The organism is Citrobacter pasteurii, from assembly GCF_019047765.1.
GTDB classification, from domain to species: Bacteria; Pseudomonadota; Gammaproteobacteria; order Enterobacterales; family Enterobacteriaceae; genus Citrobacter; species Citrobacter pasteurii.
Genome location: NZ_CP077262.1, coordinates 2,196,489 through 2,211,038, shown reverse-complemented (window position 1 = coordinate 2,211,038; position 14,550 = coordinate 2,196,489). Strand labels below are relative to the sequence as shown.

Below are 14,550 nucleotides of genomic sequence, written 5' to 3'. Positions count from 1 at the left end.
CAGGCGGCGGTCGTTATTTTTTGGTGACTTTAACCAGCCCGCGCCAGTCAAGCGGGGCCACACCCGCATCAATGCGCACCTTGAAAGCGGCACCGTCCACAGTGAAGCCCTGCTGCTGTTCCAGATACGGCGTGTCGATACCGTCCAGATACGCCACTTCAATGGTGTCGCGCCCCTTCGCAGCCGACAGGTAATAATCCGTCGGGCTGCTGTCATCCAGTCGCGCCTCTGAAAGTACCGTGGCAAAGTTCCGGATCGGGTTATCAATACCACTATTGGCATCTGCCCCGGGCACACTGGCAGACTTGATTAACTGGTTCGCACGTGACTCAATCGCCACAGGCGTCAGTGCAAATTCAGGTCGGATATTAAGATGTCGCTCTCCGGATTTCTGTAATTTCATAGCCTTGCGAGCACTGTCCAGACCATCAATGCTAAGTTCGGCGGCAATGAGGTTACCGTGATCTGCATGGAACAGCGGCTTACCATCCGACATTTTCGGATTGCTGGTCAGCACCGCCCACACAAGGTCGCCGATGGTAGCGCGCGCCGCCCCCCCCATCGCCATAGGGATGCGCGTCAGCATGTCCATGTCATCGTTGATGATGGTCTGGCGATCAAGGCTGAACAATTCGCCGTAGGTCGCCAGCGCAATCGGCTCACCGCGATCTTTCAGGGTGACATACTTATATTCCGCCCCGGCGCGCACCTTGCGTAGGGTCGGGAAGGATTCCAGACCGATACGGTGCGCGGTTTTGAAATCGGTCAGTGTGCCTTTGCGGGTCCACTGGTCGAAGGTTTCATTTGCCTCATCCCAGCCCTGTAGCGCTGCCTTATGGGCAACATCCATCAGAATATTGCCGAAATCGCTGCTGCTGTGGGTGAAGGCAAGTCCCACCATCGCCAGCGGCGTCGCATGGCCGGAAATGCCAATACCACGATCCACCAGCGACGCGCGCGCCAGCTCACGCAGGGTATAGCCGTTATAGGCATTGTCTTTCTCTGCCTGGGCAAATCCTGCACGAGACATAATGGACGCACGAATGGAGTCGCCAACCAGATTACCGTTGCCTGCATGGATGTGAACCGCTCCAGGTCCGGCACTCGGCGTTGTACCGGCCGCCAGCGCATTGAGCAATTTGGTGCGGGCCTGTTCCGCTGAGCAGGAAATATCCGTGATGCATTCTGCTTTCAGAGAGCCGAAAGCAGGAAACGCATCAAACACAGCGGAAACTGCGCTTACTCGTTCAGTATTCGCCGCCTGCATCTGCTGCTGGAGCTGGGCGGCCAGCGCGGTAATGTCGATATTTCCTGCCAGCGGTTGCTGGGTGGGTTGATGTGCCGGTGGGTTATTTGCGGCCTGCGGCACCGGGTTTTGTGCGGGTTGCGGCTGACTTGCAGGGCCTTCGGCACGCGGCCCAAAAAGGTTTTTAATCTGTTCTGGCATATTCTGGTAATCCTTCAGTTTATTTTGATTCACACAAGCCGCGGCCTGCAGTTCTGGTTCAAGCGTGTCAGCGAAGCCTTTTTCCACCGCCTCCGCGCCATTAAGCCAGGTTTCAGCTTTCAGCATCGACTCCAGTTCTTCCTGCCCCAGCCCGGTCTTGTTCATGTAGGCACTGAGCATCAGCGCTTCATTACGATCAAGCCAGGCAGCGTAGTCACGCATATCATCGGAATCCCCGGCGATCCCACCCCACGGCTTATGCACCATCAGCCAGGCATTCTCAGGCATATGCACCGTGGCACCGGGCAGGCAGACAATCATTGAAGCCATACTGGCAGCCACGCCGTCCACCCAGATATCCAGCTTCGCCTTCAAACGGGACAGGGTGTTAAAGATGGCAAATCCCTGCATCACATCGCCGCCCGGACTGTGGATATGCAGATCGACGGCGCTGGCCTCAAACACTCCGGCCTCCTTACAGTCGGAGACAAACTGCTGAGCGGTAATCCCCCAGCCGCCGATCACGTCATAGAGAAATATTTCCACCCGCCCGGCAGCCAGGGCGCGTATCTCATACCAGCACTGACCGTTTGCGGCATCGATACCAGCCACACTGGCACAGGGATTAATCATCATCCCGCGACGGGGCGGGCTTATCATTTGCTGCATCAGGGAGCACTCCTTTATCGTTGGCGGCGTCTGAGTCAAACACCAGCCCGTTTTCTCGGTTGAATTGGGTTTCCCGGAGACGCTGGCGTTTCACCTCCTGCGGATTCTTGCCACGTGCACGCGTCCATTCGGCTTCTGTACCTGCCCCTCCACGGACTATCGCCTTCCAGGCTGCAGCCTCTTTTCCCGGATCAATCCATGGCATGACTGGCCCAAGATAGAGCGCGTTGTAAAGGGATTTTTTGTCGACATCTTTGGGGATGGTAACGCCGCTGAGCAATGCCATTGCCAGCCAGTTTCGGTATACAGGACGGCTTTGCTGCCCAACAAACCACTGCTGCAGCACGTTGTAACCTTCAAAACTCTCTACCAGCTCCTGCCGCTGTGAACTGTAGGTGCCGTTGTAATCCCGCGCGATGCTGGAATAACTGCCACGAGTCCCCGCAGCCACAGCGCGCATCTGACCGTTCCTGAACTCATACAGATGAACATTCGGGCGATTCGACTCAACCATGCCCAGATCCTCGCCTGGCTTTAGCTCGTCATAAATCATCCCCGGCGCAATATCGTAATGGCGCTGTCCACCCGGTGTTGAAAACTCGGTTTCTGTATCAAGAGACTGAGCATCCCCACGTTTGATATAGAAACCCAGCGCCGCCGCAATACGTGCCGCCACGCGCTCACTCTCTTCATAATCCTTAATATCGGAGAGCCGGGTGATCACGCCATGGATGAGGCTGATCCCTCTTAACTGGTGAAGCCGTTTACGCATAGCCAGGTGCAGCATGCTGTCAGCCGAAACAGTTTTTAAATCAGCATTGAGTCCCGCAAAACTGGCAGGATGGTTCTTATAAACTCTGTAGCCCGTCGGTCGCCCCCAGGCATTGACAATAATCCCCTGGCGGATCTGCTGCCCGGAGGTACTGTTCAGGTTAAACGGAACAAAATCCGCCTCCAGCAGTTCTAGAGAAAACGGTACCTGGGTTGAATGCTGCAAACCGGCTACATTTCCCCGCACCATCTGTGTAAACACTTCACCATCACGCAGTGCTGAACGTAACAAAAGCCGCTCTGCTTCCGGACGGGTAAACATCCCGGTCACTTCCGGACGAACCGACCATTCCGCCCAGAGCGCGGATAACTGACCAGCAAACTCAGAGTGAAGATTACCTTCAAGATCAAGCGGCTGCGGTTCAACGTGGATCCCGTGAGCACCGATAACCCGATCCTCCATCTTGTCAAAAAGACCAATCACCAGATCATGGTTTTCATCCAGCCAGCGGGCCTGTTCTCGTAATGAAGTACCGGCTGCAAATACAGCGGTGTCCGCCGACCTGGACTCACGTTTCCCCTTATGCAGGCGAGTCGGATTTGCTGCCTCATAGGCTCTGAGTCTGAGTCGGTTTTGTGCGCGTGATGCCGCCCACCCGGGCGATATTGCGCCCAGTGCCTTTTCAAAAAATCCCATGATTTGCCTTACAGAAAGTTAGCGAGTTTGAACGAGCCGCTGCGGTTTGAGACAGCGCGCCAGCGCCTTTCCCAATATTCAAGCTCGTCACGCAGGGCTGTAGGGTCATGGTTGGTGATTGCCCGGCCATTAACCCCCGTGAATGACACGCTTTTACCATCCAGAGAATCCCGGTAAGCCTGGCGCACAGCTACCAGCATCTGTTGAACTTCTGATTTCGTCACAGCCAGCCTCCGTTACCACTGACACCCAGCCAGCCACCAGATAACGGGCTGGACTGTTCAGATTCAGGAACAGGAGACGAACGTACAGGTACCGCTTTTTTCACAGCAATCTCCCTGGGGTGCTCCCCGTCAATGATGTTTGAATTACTCTCCTGAGCAGCAGCCCATACCGGGGGCTGTTCCCAGTCCCGGATTTTTTCATAACCACGCAGGACAGCGACGGCGTGGGCATAACAGAAAAGGTCAAAGGCTTCGTTATTACCTTTTCCGGGTTTGCGCCATTTTCCGTCCGTACCGCGTTCTTCGTAGGTCAGTTCTTCGTAGAACCACTCTCCCAGCCAGTCAGGAAAATGGATATACCCGGCACCGGGTGTTTCACGCTCAAGGTTGTTACTGAGCTGATCTTTCAGCAGGTCTGTCTGCAACAGATATACCGGAACCTCACCACGCGCATCCGCCCGGCGATCGCTTCGGCCTGTGTTGTCAGGGTGCGTTTTGGTAATGATTTTCTGGCGTCGGGTGCTGTCACCTTTTATCAGGTAAACCCGTTTACCCAGTCCGTCACGACGACACTGGCGCCAGAATTTATAGGCGTTATCCGTTACCCCATCTTCCCCGCCGCTGTCGACAGCCATTGCATGAATGGGCATCCGTCGTGAAGGGTCTGACTGCAACGCATAGGTTTTTTCGAGGACATCCGTGATGAGCAGTTGCCAGTCTTCCGGATAGGATCCGGGATGCACCTGCTGTGCCTCACCATTTTCATCACAGCGCAGGGACTGGCGGATGTTATAGCGGTCCACCAGCCAGCGTTCGCCGTTTTCACCGTACCCGATGATCTGGACGACAAAACGGCGCTTCTTCCCGCCCTGCACATCCACCGACGCCAGAAGAAAACGGACTTTCGGCGGCACAAGCCGTTTGCCATAGTCTTCTGCCCGCAGCATAAGCACGTCAGCACGTCGCTGCTCACTGGCTGCACGGGGAAGATAAGGAAGCCCCCAGTCAGTATTTATTACCGTCTTGAGCGTTTCTTCGCTTCCAGTGGCCTCATAGTCCTGTTCCGCCGTCAGTAATTTGTAGACCAGTTGCGCCCATGTCTGGTATGCCGCCGCTGGTCCCTCCATCCAGAACGAGGCAATGCGCGAGCGTCGGGCTTTTCCGGTGATATTGCCCTCACGGTCGATAGTCTGTCCCTCTCTCAACCAGACACCCTTTCCGTTCAGTTCCCGCTTCCTGTCGGCGGTAATCATGCCGCTACAATGCGGACAATCAATATGCGCCGCTTCGCTGGCCTTTACCGGGTCAGACGTTTCCCGGTAGCCTGTCATCGCCTCCATGGCCGGTTGAAAGTATTCCCCGCAATGTGGACATGGCCAGTACCAGCGACGACGATCGCCGCGGTTATATAAAGAAAGGATCCCGGTCGTGGGAGGAGCTTCGTGAGGTGACTTTCTCCGCCACTTTGTATTGGTGATTTCCCTGCCCGGTGAACTCTCGACCAGCGTCATCCCCGCCGACATAAAGGTGGTGGTACGTTTTGAAGCAAGCGAAAATCCGTCCCCTTCCCCGTCGATATCTTCCGGGAAGCGATCGTAATCCGTCAGCGCCACACACTTAAAATCTGAGGAGGACATGATGTTGATAGACGGCCAGCCTATCTTCAGGTAGTTCCCGGCAAGGAAAGTCCGGTCATGGACGTTGTTGTCGTTGCGTGAAGGACTCAGCCGGCATGCCACCTCCGGGCTGACACGAAATGTTCGGGCCAGACGTTTTTTTGAGTGTTCACGCGCTTTTTCTTCCGTCATCTGAATGATGAGCATGTCAGACGGATCACAGACAACGTTGTACACCACCCAGCCATCAATCAGACCAATGGTTTTACCCGTTCGGGCAGGGCCAACAAAAATGACAGCATCATATTCGCGTGATGCCAGGCAGTTCATCGGCTCCACAACATAAGGGGCAAGATTAGGATCCCACTCAACAGAGTTACCCACGCCGACCGGAACACGCATATATTTATGTACGGCTTCGGCTACAGGCATTCGACGCGGTGCTCTGATGATCCCGGCAGTGTTTTTTCTTAGCTCCGCCGCCGTGGCCTGTCGCATGGCTTACTCCTCTTCTGGCGAACTGTCCTCCTGTTCCGGCGTATCTGCCTGCTCAACCTTCAGGGCTATCTGATCCCGCAGGTCATCAATGACTTTTTGCACCCGAACGACAGCTGCAGGCGTCATCGCGCAATCACGTTCAAGAATATCCGGCAGCGTTTCCAGCACCTGAACGACAGCTTTTGCCATCGATGAAAATTCTCGGGTCACTGTCGATGCCGGAATTAACTCACCTGTTTCCTGCTGGAATTTAAGCCTCTCGCGTTCGGACTGAAACCACGCCTTACGATCCGGCGGTAACATCTTATCGATATCCACCAGCTCGGGTGCCGTGGTACGGCCCAGCAGTTCCCGGAGAATATCGACAACAGAATAAAGTTTGAGACGAGAATTACTGCCAGGCGCAGGCTCAACATTATTCAGCCTGCTGGCGATCGTCTGACGATGAAGATCGGTCACCGCTGCCAGCTGATTGATATTGAGGCGAAGGTTTTTCAGTTCGTTATCCATGATGATGAACAATAATTAACCATTTCGACATCGTGAATAATTTCACGACTGAAATATCAACAAGTTAAGGGAATGATGATGATGCCGATAAAATGCAAAAAACCAGCCGTTTTCCGCGTGTCCTCGCCCCCTCGGTGTTCAGAATCGCCAGAAGGACCCGTTAAAAGGTAGGCAGAAAATCTATGCTTAGAAGTGAAGGCTTTGACAACGTTCTAAATTTTATGACAGAAATAAAAAAGCATTACCTTTCAAGATAATGCTTTTCACTCGAACTGAGTCTTATACCAATTAGATTAATGTAATTTTAATATCATAGCTTTCAAGCCCAGTCATTTTTTCACGAGCAGTAAACTGGATGTCGGAAACTTCTTTTCCCGTCTTCTTTTTGAGTTCAATAATTTTTTTTGTGATGAATTCAGAAATATCCGCTTCAGTTTTTCTTTTTAAATCTTCGACGTTCATTGTTTACCTCTCTTGATCTCTAACGTATCAACGCCAAGCATGTTACATTCCCCGTGGAGCACTTGTATAAGCGCTGACATGTTTAAAAGATAGAATGGAAAGACTCAATTATCAAGAGGTTGCAGTACAATCTTCATGCAAAAGAGCTCGCGCCCCCACAAACTACTGTACTAAAATCCGGGTAGGTCACGAAACAACCAGTTCTCATCTCAAAAGCTTCGATGCAGCCTCGAGAATCTCTTCGGAACTGACATCACGGTCAGAAGCCACATAAACTATTTTATGGTCTCCAGTCAGAGATGGGAATCCCGCAGACATCACGGATAAATGAGCTTTTTCTCCATTGGGAAACTCACGCATTATCGTCGTAACACCCTTCATTACAGATACAACTACTGCCGGTTCTGAGTTAAAAAAAACAATTACTTTTTTCATAATTATACCGTGATGGTTCTTACATAAATGAACAGTTAAGCATACAAAAAAGGCTCCATAAGGAGCCTGAAATTTATTTTCTAAAATCTAACGAAGACTGACCAGAACGAATGTATAGTGCAACATTATCAAATGTTATCATTGTTGATTTGCAAAAAATACATTTTGCTCCGAAAGGATTTTTTTCAGTAACATCAAAGTTTGACGTTCTGTATTGAGATCCGTGACAACACGGGCATCTGAAGTGAATATTATTAGTAATAACAGTTACCTTATACAGCCACGACATTAACTGCCGAGGGTCCTTTGGGTCCCTGTTCAACACTAAATTCAACTTCCTGATTCTCATTCAGAGTTTTGAAATCATTGCTCTGGATAGCAGAGAAGTGTACAAACACATCTTTACTGCCGTCCTTAGGGGTGATAAACCCAAAACCTTTTTCAGGATTGAACCATTTTACTAAACCAGTCATTTTATTAGACATAATCATTACCTTAATTGAGTGGGCCCTTGGGCAGATTGGTCCGAAAAAAATTATCAGAGAGAAAAGCTAACAAGGAAATCTCAACAGGAACAAGGAATAAAATTACTTCAGCGACTGCTTCAGATAAATTCGTAACAAACCAGAGATTCATTAACGCATGATTAACCAAACATAGCAAGATTTAGTTTTGTAAGGAAATAACACATAACTTTGAGCATAAAAATTAATTTAAATAGCTTAAATCGAAAATCATGTCATGCTGCTTAAGACCTTTATCTAGCATCCTAAGTTGTCAGGGATTTTGACTCAGGGATGAGTCGTATTTCATTCATTGGATAATTCATATCCATCACATGTAAAAGTGCCAACCTCTTAATTTTTATCTTTATTTTGCCTTTTTTCTATGCGTCCATTATTGGTATTTCTCATAACCTCATATACGCGTTCACAAGTTAATCCGGCATAGAAGCGGTCGTCAGCAATCTCAGCATAATATTTAGCTTCTGCTGCAATATTTCCGAGCATGTCGGCGAGCATTGTGACGTCGGCTCTGGCTGTTTTGCTTCTGACGGTAGCGGCAAGATCTGCGGTGTGCTTTGCGGCATCCAGGCTGGTGGCAAGTTTTGTTGCTTCGGTGCGCAACTGGCTAACAGTGGCAGACAAGCCAGCAGCAGTGGCAGCAGATTTAGCGACTTGTGCTTGTGCATCTTTAACGGCCTCATCCCGAGCAATAATTCGCCCTTGTTCAATCATGCGGGCTGCGGTCTGCGCGTTCGCCATTTGCGATGATTCCACACTATCACGTTCCGCCCACTTACTTTCCCAGCCACGGTTACTCCAGGCATTTCCGCCGATGAATGCGACGGCCACCAGCAGCAAAATGGCAATAAACTGATAGCGCAGGCTCACTGGTCTATCCCCCAGCACGTCAGCGCGCTTTCCTGGTCTCGTCGCTCTACCTGCCCATAGCAGCCATTTTTCTGGCCTTTGGTCTGGCGACAATCGCGACCACCGTCTTTAATCCACCAGCGAATGGCTTCACATGCACCTTTACGGTCTCCTGTATTAATTCGCTTATAGAAAGTAGACGGGAAGCATTTTCCGGGACCGATGTTATATGGGCAGAAAGATGCGATCCCGGCTTTCTGTGGTTCGGTCAGTGGTACCTTGATATTTCGCTCAACCCACGCCAACGCCTTGTCGCGTTCTTTGCCATTCACCTGGGCGCACTTCTCAGCAGACAGTTTCATGCCCTGAACTACCGGCTTATCATCAACCATCGTGGCGCCACGGCAAATCGTCCAGAGCCCTCCGCCGTCGCGATACGCCGTCAGACTATTCCCCTCTTTCTCATCCAGAAACTGATCGAGAATAACGGGCGCGGATGCCCCGGCAAGAATCAAACCAACGACAGCTGCACTCAGTTTATTCTTCAGCTTTGGTGGCATAGCCATTGCGCCGATCCTCCCGTTCTTTCCAGCGGAAATACCAGTTCACTGCACAGGTGATAACTGTGCATGCGATACCGACAATAATTGCCCAGTCGCTCAGGCTTAACCCTGCAATTCTGTCGGCCAACATCCAGGACACCTCTTTTGCTGTTTTAGCTGTTTCGGCATATGCCTTCGCTGATACACCGCAGCCGGTCAGCGTGGTTCCTGTTCCATATGAAAGTCTGCTGTAAATGGTGCTCATTCTGGTCATAGCCTCACCTCCGATTTTTCGGATGGCGCTGTGTGTGTATGAAAAGGGTCAGGCTTCACGTGCTGGATTTATCAACAAAGCACGTAGTGAGTGATACCCGTGAGCCTGAAATGAAAAAGGCCGCCATGCGGCAGCCTCGGAGTAAGTACGGGTGTTTACATTGGTGGAGTGATTGGGCCTTGTAGCACCTCAGCTTCACCGTTATGGCAAATGTCATCGCCTCTGGTCAGATGCCAGACACCTGTGATTGTTTTACCTGTTTCCAGATCATCAACAGTGTCATTCGTATAGTACGCTACCTGTACAACACCGACATGCTGAATCCAGTAATACCCTTCCTTCATATCTCCCCCAATAACTAAAAATCATATTGTAAAGGAAGACTCATATGCTGTTTGTGCAAGAAAACACAACGGACAAGGGTGAGACGTCCCATTAGGTCACTGTCCGTTTTCTCAGATAGGGGCATTCTCATACTCAGGTTCTTTACGAGACTTTTTCTTAGTGCTATTCACCGCTAACCACTATCTTCTCGGCGACTCATTACAATCAATCTATGCGCGTTACCTTACTAATGGCTATATCAATTCAGTCACCGATATTTTTATCAGCTTCCTATCTTTTCATAAAATTAAGATTTCCTGGGCAAATTAAGGTAAAGTTGAAGTCCATCCATCAAGGAAAAGCCTATGTCAGAACGTAAAGACTCTAAATCACGCCGTAACTATCTTGTCAAATGTACCTGCCCAAACTGTACCCAGCAATCTGAACACAGTTTTTCAAGAGTACAAAAAGGTTCCCTTTTAATCTGTCCTCATTGCAATAAAGTATTCCAGACGAATCAAAAAGAAGCAGCCTGAATCTGTTTGAGATACCGTTTCTCGCACAGAATCACTACGTCTGTATTTTAAGATTATTCAAGTTACAGATAATAAAAAACCCGCTGGCTGCGGGTTTAGTATTTTCATATTCAATGAATAGTAATTATGATGATATCTGGGAAAACCATCCCCTTGCATACTTTAGTAGTGTAAGGCAAGCAGTTAGTCTCTACCGTTAAACTTTCCGTGCAGTGAACCTACACTCAACGACAATGGTCAGTATACTTTCTTTTCAAGATAGAGATGAAATATGCTCACCGTTGCCTTTAATGCTGGATCAGTAACATTCTAACGCTACTGATCCAACAATACATCCATTACTTCTGTCAGTATATCTACTCAGGCCTTAGCCGTCATCGTTATCGCATACAGACAAAAAAAGGATTTTACTCTGTGATAACTACACTGCCGGCAACCGGACCTTTAGCACCATTCTCAATGGAGAATGAGACTTTTTGGCCTTCAAACAAGGTGCGGAAATTATCGCTCTGGATAGCAGAGAAATGAACAAATACATCTTTACTACCATCTGCAGGAGAGATAAAACCGAATCCCTTATCAGCATTAAACCATTTTACTAAACCAGTCATTTTATTTGACATTTTCATTCCTTAATTTGGCCTTCCGGCGAACATGGTTTTATTACAGAAACTACTTAGCGCTTAGTGGAGAGACTCAAAGAAGGGATAAATATACAACACCTGAAATGAGAACTGCTTTAGTAAACTACTTTGTATTTTGTCTGATCTTAAAACCGACACAATCATTAACGCATGGGCGTATATAATAATCAATATTTATTTTAGCCATCCAGATCTCACGATGGCCGAAAAGTATTTCTGGCATTATCTATGAGCATGTGTATAGTGCACCTCGTTATTAGCTTTAAGGAATTTTTTTGTCTCGTAAAATGACAGGTATTGTCACAGCCTTTGACTGCAAAAGCGGAAAAGGTCTAATCTCCCCCTCCGATGGTCGCAAAGATGTGCAGCTTCACATTTCAGCTCTAAACCTCCGTGACTCAGAAGTACTCCTTCCCGGATTACGCGTTGAGTTTTGTCGAATAAATGGTCTTCGAGGCCCGTCGGCAGCGAACGTATATCTCTCATGACTTGTAGCCCCCTCTGACTTCTGGAATCATAATAGATAATTTAAAAACAGGGAGAGTTTCATATGTATCCGAAAATCTACTTAAACGACTGGCTGACAGGTCTTAAGAGCTCATGCTGCACGCTGATAGCGACTATACTTCTTTTCATCTAACCTGTTAGTTCGCCGCGTCCTGCTGGCCCCAGCTTGAAAGCAGGGGCTAGGAATCATGGTATCATCTGGAAAACACTGCAAATTCAAGCAGATGTCATTACAAATTGCGGTGCGAAATAACAATACTTAACAGACTAAATAGCTTTTTGGAATTCCACAACCCTTTTTGCTTTATATGTGCCAGTATTTTTTCTCGGGCATTCTATATCCATCTCCAGAGTTACATCCACCATCGCCAAGCAACCTTCAATAAAACCCTCAGCAGCCTGCAGTCGCTTTAATACTTGCGTATGGGAAATTCCCAACTTTTTCCCCATAACACGAACGGGAATACAATGGACGTAATACCATTCAAGCATCACACACAAAAGAGGATCATGTTTCTTAAGTCTGGCCATTGCGCAATTAATAATTAACCCATCGTTATCACTGCAAGACAATCTGGTTTTGCATGTCTGGGGCAACAGCCCCTTGAATCCTGCTGCTACTGGAGAATAGTTCACTCCTGAACTATCACTAGCGACCCAACCGCCCCATCGTTTTAAAGCCATCTGAATATCTCGCATGTTATCTCCTCTATTCATGCCAGTACGCCGATTGCCAGCGCACGATCTATAACGCGAAAAACAAGCATCAACTGGTCACCATATTTCGCTTCAAATGCCACAGGATCAGCATGCAACTCATCGTGATGTTCTCTGCACAGTGGTATAACAAACAAGTCGTGCGCCTTTGTTCCCATCCCCCCCTGTCCCTGGCCAATCAGGTGATGCGGATCATCTGCCGGTCGCCTACAACATTCGCAGGGTTGAGTTTTAATCCATGCCAGATATCTGGGAGCCGTCCAGCGGATCCGCTTTGGACGTTTCATATAAGTTTGCGGGGATTCAGGATCGACCAGAACACCAACAACGGGCTTAACCGCTGGTGCCTGCGCTGGTGGCATTTTCACGTTTACTGTGCTGGCTTTAGCTGTAATGATGCTGGTGGCGGTTACACCCGGTTCGATATCGCATTCACGCATGACTGACTGATGTTCTTCCGAAGGAATACGAAGCGCCCGACCGGCTACTGATTCGGGAATTGCGTCGGTAACCCCCATACGTACCGCCCACCAGCAAAGCTCCGCCAGCGACAATTCTTTGGAAGGATCCTGATTCAGCGCCACCATGATGCTGTTGATAATCCAGTTAATAACATTACGTCTCGCCAGCTCTGCAAGTTGCTCGCTGTAGTGGTCACGCAGATGGTTATCACAATGCCCACACAGAAGAACCGATCCGGGTTCATGATGTAGGATGGTTAACTCATGATAATGGTAATCACTGTGTGGCCACTGGCAGCAGTTACCGCCATAACGCATAAGCCAGTAATCAAGACCACCTAACCCACCAGCAGCCTTTGTAACCTTTTCGTCCAGGAAGAACGGTCGCAGGGACTCGTCACACGCAAGCGGCTGGCGAACGTCAGGAACGCGGCCTGCAGGCAAACGCTCCATACCTGCTGGCTGGCTTTCCACCAGCACGCGTTCACAACTGAATAATGACATCAGCTCACTGCCCGGCTTGAGCAGCACAATTCCAAGCTCACGTGCAACCACGGGTTTTAGCAGCGCCCTCATTCTGCTATCTCCCCGATAATTATTTGTCCCTTCTCTCCCCATAATTTAGTGACTCGTGAATCCCAGATGTGAGCGTCATCTTCGTAGATGGCATCCATCAGGGCTTTCATCATGTTGTCGAAATCAGGTTTAGCCTGGTGTGGTTTACCGTTTAACTCAGCCCGTTTCTTTTTGCTCCAGCTCGCCGGCATCGGAAGAATAAAGGTGACATGCGAACCGCTTTCCGGCAGATCAACACTCTGCAGACGTACTTCATCACAGAAAGCCCGGTAACGCAGAACCTCAGGGCGCTTTTTCCATTTGTCAGCGCGCGTCATTCTGGGCTTACCCATTGGGGTGATATCGTAGACTTTCACATTCACCTCCATGTCCGTTGTTGCCAGGTTCTGTCCTGACGCGGAGGCTTAGATACCTCTGGCAAGAACGCGCTGATCGTCCAATGAACGAAGTCATTATCCAGACTACGCACGGTCTTAATCTGCTTTGCGTGATAGCGGGCTTCCAGTTCGTCAGCCTGCTCAGTGGTGAGTTGGGTATGTTGAAACCAGCTTTTCTTCATAACGCACCTCTGGATGCGGCAAAAAGAAAATCGCTGGCGTTGGTTAACGTCAGTACGTGGGATTTCTTGAATTGATCTTGCGCCATGGGGCTTTCTCCTGTGGCGCAGCAGGTATAGGTTGTTCAGGCCTATGACGGGAGTGTAACAGAATTCTGGGTAACGCGATAACCAGCCCTTTCCAGCATCTGAGTAAACAACGTAGGTGTACCAATAATTTCATTATCCTGAAGAGGCATGAAAGACACCATGCTACCGCGACGGTACATCAGGGCGCGCTCACACTCTGGAAATGATTGCAGTCTGGCAACGATGACCCCATCGTGACATCTGATGACTGCGTAGCCTTTTTTGGGCAATTCTACTTTTTCTTTCACCTAAACTCCCCCATGCAAACGGGATCAAAGTAACACCCAAAATAATTAATAAAACCAGTCGTCAGCGCTTTCCCAGGTATCCTGGAGGATTGATTCAATTTTCTTTTTGTCGTCCTTGTCACCGCCTAAAACATTTAACCCATCTGACCCGGCACGGCGGATTGTGAGCCTGCAATTGTCATAGTGATCATTCAGGCGCTTAAGCAATTCTTTCTCCAGTGCTGGTACCGCGCCTTTAGGAAGTTCTTTCATGCGATCAATGGTTAATTCAACTTTCATAATGGCCTCCACTGCATATACTGTGTTTTTATACAGTATACCTACACACGAAAAT

General features: G+C 49.2%; 23 protein-coding genes. 3 read left to right on the top strand and 20 right to left on the bottom strand.

The genetic code is table 11. The annotated features are described in order from the left end of the window. Positions 1-13 precede the first annotated feature (13 nt). The 13 genes from I6L54_RS10670 to I6L54_RS24285 form a co-directional block, all read right to left on the bottom strand. Positions 14-2,116 (bottom strand): ClpP-like prohead protease/major capsid protein fusion protein, encoded by a 2,103-nt coding sequence (locus I6L54_RS10670; RefSeq protein ID WP_040230733.1) that lies wholly within the window; start codon positions 2,114-2,116, stop codon positions 14-16. Further along, on the bottom strand, positions 2,073-3,584 hold the full coding sequence (locus I6L54_RS10665) for a phage portal protein (RefSeq protein WP_040230732.1): 1,512 nt from the start codon (positions 3,582-3,584) through the stop codon (positions 2,073-2,075). Before I6L54_RS10665 ends, I6L54_RS10670 begins: the two co-directional genes overlap by 44 nt. 8 nt (positions 3,585-3,592) lie before the next feature. Next, complete coding sequence (locus I6L54_RS10660; RefSeq protein WP_040230730.1) at positions 3,593-3,808, bottom strand: hypothetical protein; 216 nt, start codon at positions 3,806-3,808, stop codon at positions 3,593-3,595. Continuing rightward, on the bottom strand, positions 3,805-5,922 hold the full coding sequence (locus I6L54_RS10655; protein ID WP_040230729.1) for a phage terminase large subunit family protein: 2,118 nt from the start codon (positions 5,920-5,922) through the stop codon (positions 3,805-3,807). Before I6L54_RS10655 ends, I6L54_RS10660 begins: the two co-directional genes overlap by 4 nt. A gap of 3 nt (positions 5,923-5,925) precedes the next feature. Next, the gene (locus tag I6L54_RS10650; protein WP_016150425.1) at positions 5,926-6,432 is read right to left on the bottom strand and encodes a DUF1441 family protein; all 507 of its coding nucleotides are present in this window, start codon (positions 6,430-6,432) and stop codon (positions 5,926-5,928) included. 288 nt (positions 6,433-6,720) lie between these two features. Further along, positions 6,721-6,894 carry a GnsA/GnsB family addiction module toxin gene (locus I6L54_RS10645; RefSeq protein ID WP_003841960.1) on the bottom strand — a complete coding sequence of 58 codons (174 nt, stop codon included), beginning with the start codon at positions 6,892-6,894 and terminating at the stop codon, positions 6,721-6,723. Positions 6,895-7,098: 204 nt separating this feature from the next. Then, positions 7,099-7,329 carry a hypothetical protein gene (locus I6L54_RS10640; protein ID WP_040230727.1) on the bottom strand — a complete coding sequence of 77 codons (231 nt, stop codon included), beginning with the start codon at positions 7,327-7,329 and terminating at the stop codon, positions 7,099-7,101. A 73-nt stretch (positions 7,330-7,402) separates the two neighbouring features. Next, the gene (ymcF, locus tag I6L54_RS10635; RefSeq protein ID WP_082031717.1) at positions 7,403-7,591 is read right to left on the bottom strand and encodes a cold shock small protein YmcF; all 189 of its coding nucleotides are present in this window, start codon (positions 7,589-7,591) and stop codon (positions 7,403-7,405) included. A gap of 10 nt (positions 7,592-7,601) precedes the next feature. Then, a complete protein-coding gene (gene cspG, locus I6L54_RS10630; protein WP_003841958.1) occupies positions 7,602-7,814 on the bottom strand; it encodes a cold shock protein CspG in 213 nt (70 codons plus the stop codon). A 372-nt stretch (positions 7,815-8,186) separates the two neighbouring features. Further along, positions 8,187-8,723, bottom strand: a complete 537-nt coding sequence (locus tag I6L54_RS10625) for a DUF2514 domain-containing protein (RefSeq protein WP_040230725.1) — start codon at positions 8,721-8,723, stop codon at positions 8,187-8,189. Continuing rightward, the gene (locus I6L54_RS10620) at positions 8,720-9,268 is read right to left on the bottom strand and encodes a lysozyme (RefSeq protein WP_040230723.1); all 549 of its coding nucleotides are present in this window, start codon (positions 9,266-9,268) and stop codon (positions 8,720-8,722) included. Before I6L54_RS10620 ends, I6L54_RS10625 begins: the two co-directional genes overlap by 4 nt. Then, positions 9,240-9,518 (bottom strand): phage holin, encoded by a 279-nt coding sequence (locus I6L54_RS10615; protein WP_001568784.1) that lies wholly within the window; start codon positions 9,516-9,518, stop codon positions 9,240-9,242. Before I6L54_RS10615 ends, I6L54_RS10620 begins: the two co-directional genes overlap by 29 nt. 155 nt (positions 9,519-9,673) lie before the next feature. Further along, the gene (locus I6L54_RS24285; protein ID WP_040230722.1) at positions 9,674-9,862 is read right to left on the bottom strand and encodes a hypothetical protein; all 189 of its coding nucleotides are present in this window, start codon (positions 9,860-9,862) and stop codon (positions 9,674-9,676) included. Positions 9,863-10,207: 345 nt separating this feature from the next. Here I6L54_RS24285 and I6L54_RS10610 point away from each other — a divergent pair, with 345 nt between their 5' ends. Then, positions 10,208-10,378, top strand: a complete 171-nt coding sequence (locus tag I6L54_RS10610) for a YnfU family zinc-binding protein (RefSeq protein ID WP_162835200.1) — start codon at positions 10,208-10,210, stop codon at positions 10,376-10,378. A gap of 407 nt (positions 10,379-10,785) precedes the next feature. Here the strand turns inward: I6L54_RS10610 and cspE are convergent, their stop codons facing one another. Next, positions 10,786-11,001: a transcription antiterminator/RNA stability regulator CspE gene (cspE, locus tag I6L54_RS10605; protein ID WP_040230721.1), complete on the bottom strand. Its 216-nt coding sequence runs from the start codon at positions 10,999-11,001 to the stop codon at positions 10,786-10,788. 296 nt (positions 11,002-11,297) lie between these two features. On the opposite strand from cspE, the gene cspF reads away from it, so the two are divergent. Beyond that, positions 11,298-11,510 (top strand): cold shock-like protein CspF, encoded by a 213-nt coding sequence (cspF, locus tag I6L54_RS10600; RefSeq protein WP_072041427.1) that lies wholly within the window; start codon positions 11,298-11,300, stop codon positions 11,508-11,510. Positions 11,511-11,572: 62 nt separating this feature from the next. Then, entirely contained in the window at positions 11,573-11,662 is a 90-nt protein-coding gene (locus I6L54_RS24565; RefSeq protein ID WP_420889181.1) for a hypothetical protein, read from the top strand. A 134-nt stretch (positions 11,663-11,796) separates the two neighbouring features. Here I6L54_RS24565 and I6L54_RS10595 read toward each other — a convergent pair whose 3' ends face one another. From I6L54_RS10595 to I6L54_RS10570, 6 genes are all read right to left on the bottom strand, one after another. After that, the gene (locus I6L54_RS10595; RefSeq protein ID WP_052463721.1) at positions 11,797-12,228 is read right to left on the bottom strand and encodes an antiterminator Q family protein; all 432 of its coding nucleotides are present in this window, start codon (positions 12,226-12,228) and stop codon (positions 11,797-11,799) included. A 14-nt stretch (positions 12,229-12,242) separates the two neighbouring features. Next, positions 12,243-13,283, bottom strand: a complete 1,041-nt coding sequence (locus I6L54_RS10590; protein WP_040230720.1) for a DUF968 domain-containing protein — start codon at positions 13,281-13,283, stop codon at positions 12,243-12,245. After that, positions 13,280-13,639 (bottom strand): RusA family crossover junction endodeoxyribonuclease, encoded by a 360-nt coding sequence (locus I6L54_RS10585; protein WP_072041430.1) that lies wholly within the window; start codon positions 13,637-13,639, stop codon positions 13,280-13,282. The genes I6L54_RS10590 and I6L54_RS10585 overlap by 4 nt, the downstream gene beginning before the upstream one ends. Positions 13,640-13,641: 2 nt before the next feature. Beyond that, entirely contained in the window at positions 13,642-13,842 is a 201-nt protein-coding gene (locus I6L54_RS10580) for a hypothetical protein (RefSeq protein ID WP_040230718.1), read from the bottom strand. 128 nt (positions 13,843-13,970) lie between these two features. Next, positions 13,971-14,216 carry a hypothetical protein gene (locus I6L54_RS10575; protein WP_048221170.1) on the bottom strand — a complete coding sequence of 82 codons (246 nt, stop codon included), beginning with the start codon at positions 14,214-14,216 and terminating at the stop codon, positions 13,971-13,973. Positions 14,217-14,261: 45 nt separating this feature from the next. After that, complete coding sequence (locus I6L54_RS10570; RefSeq protein ID WP_040230717.1) at positions 14,262-14,495, bottom strand: DinI family protein; 234 nt, start codon at positions 14,493-14,495, stop codon at positions 14,262-14,264. Between the last annotated feature and the right edge of the window lie 55 nt (positions 14,496-14,550).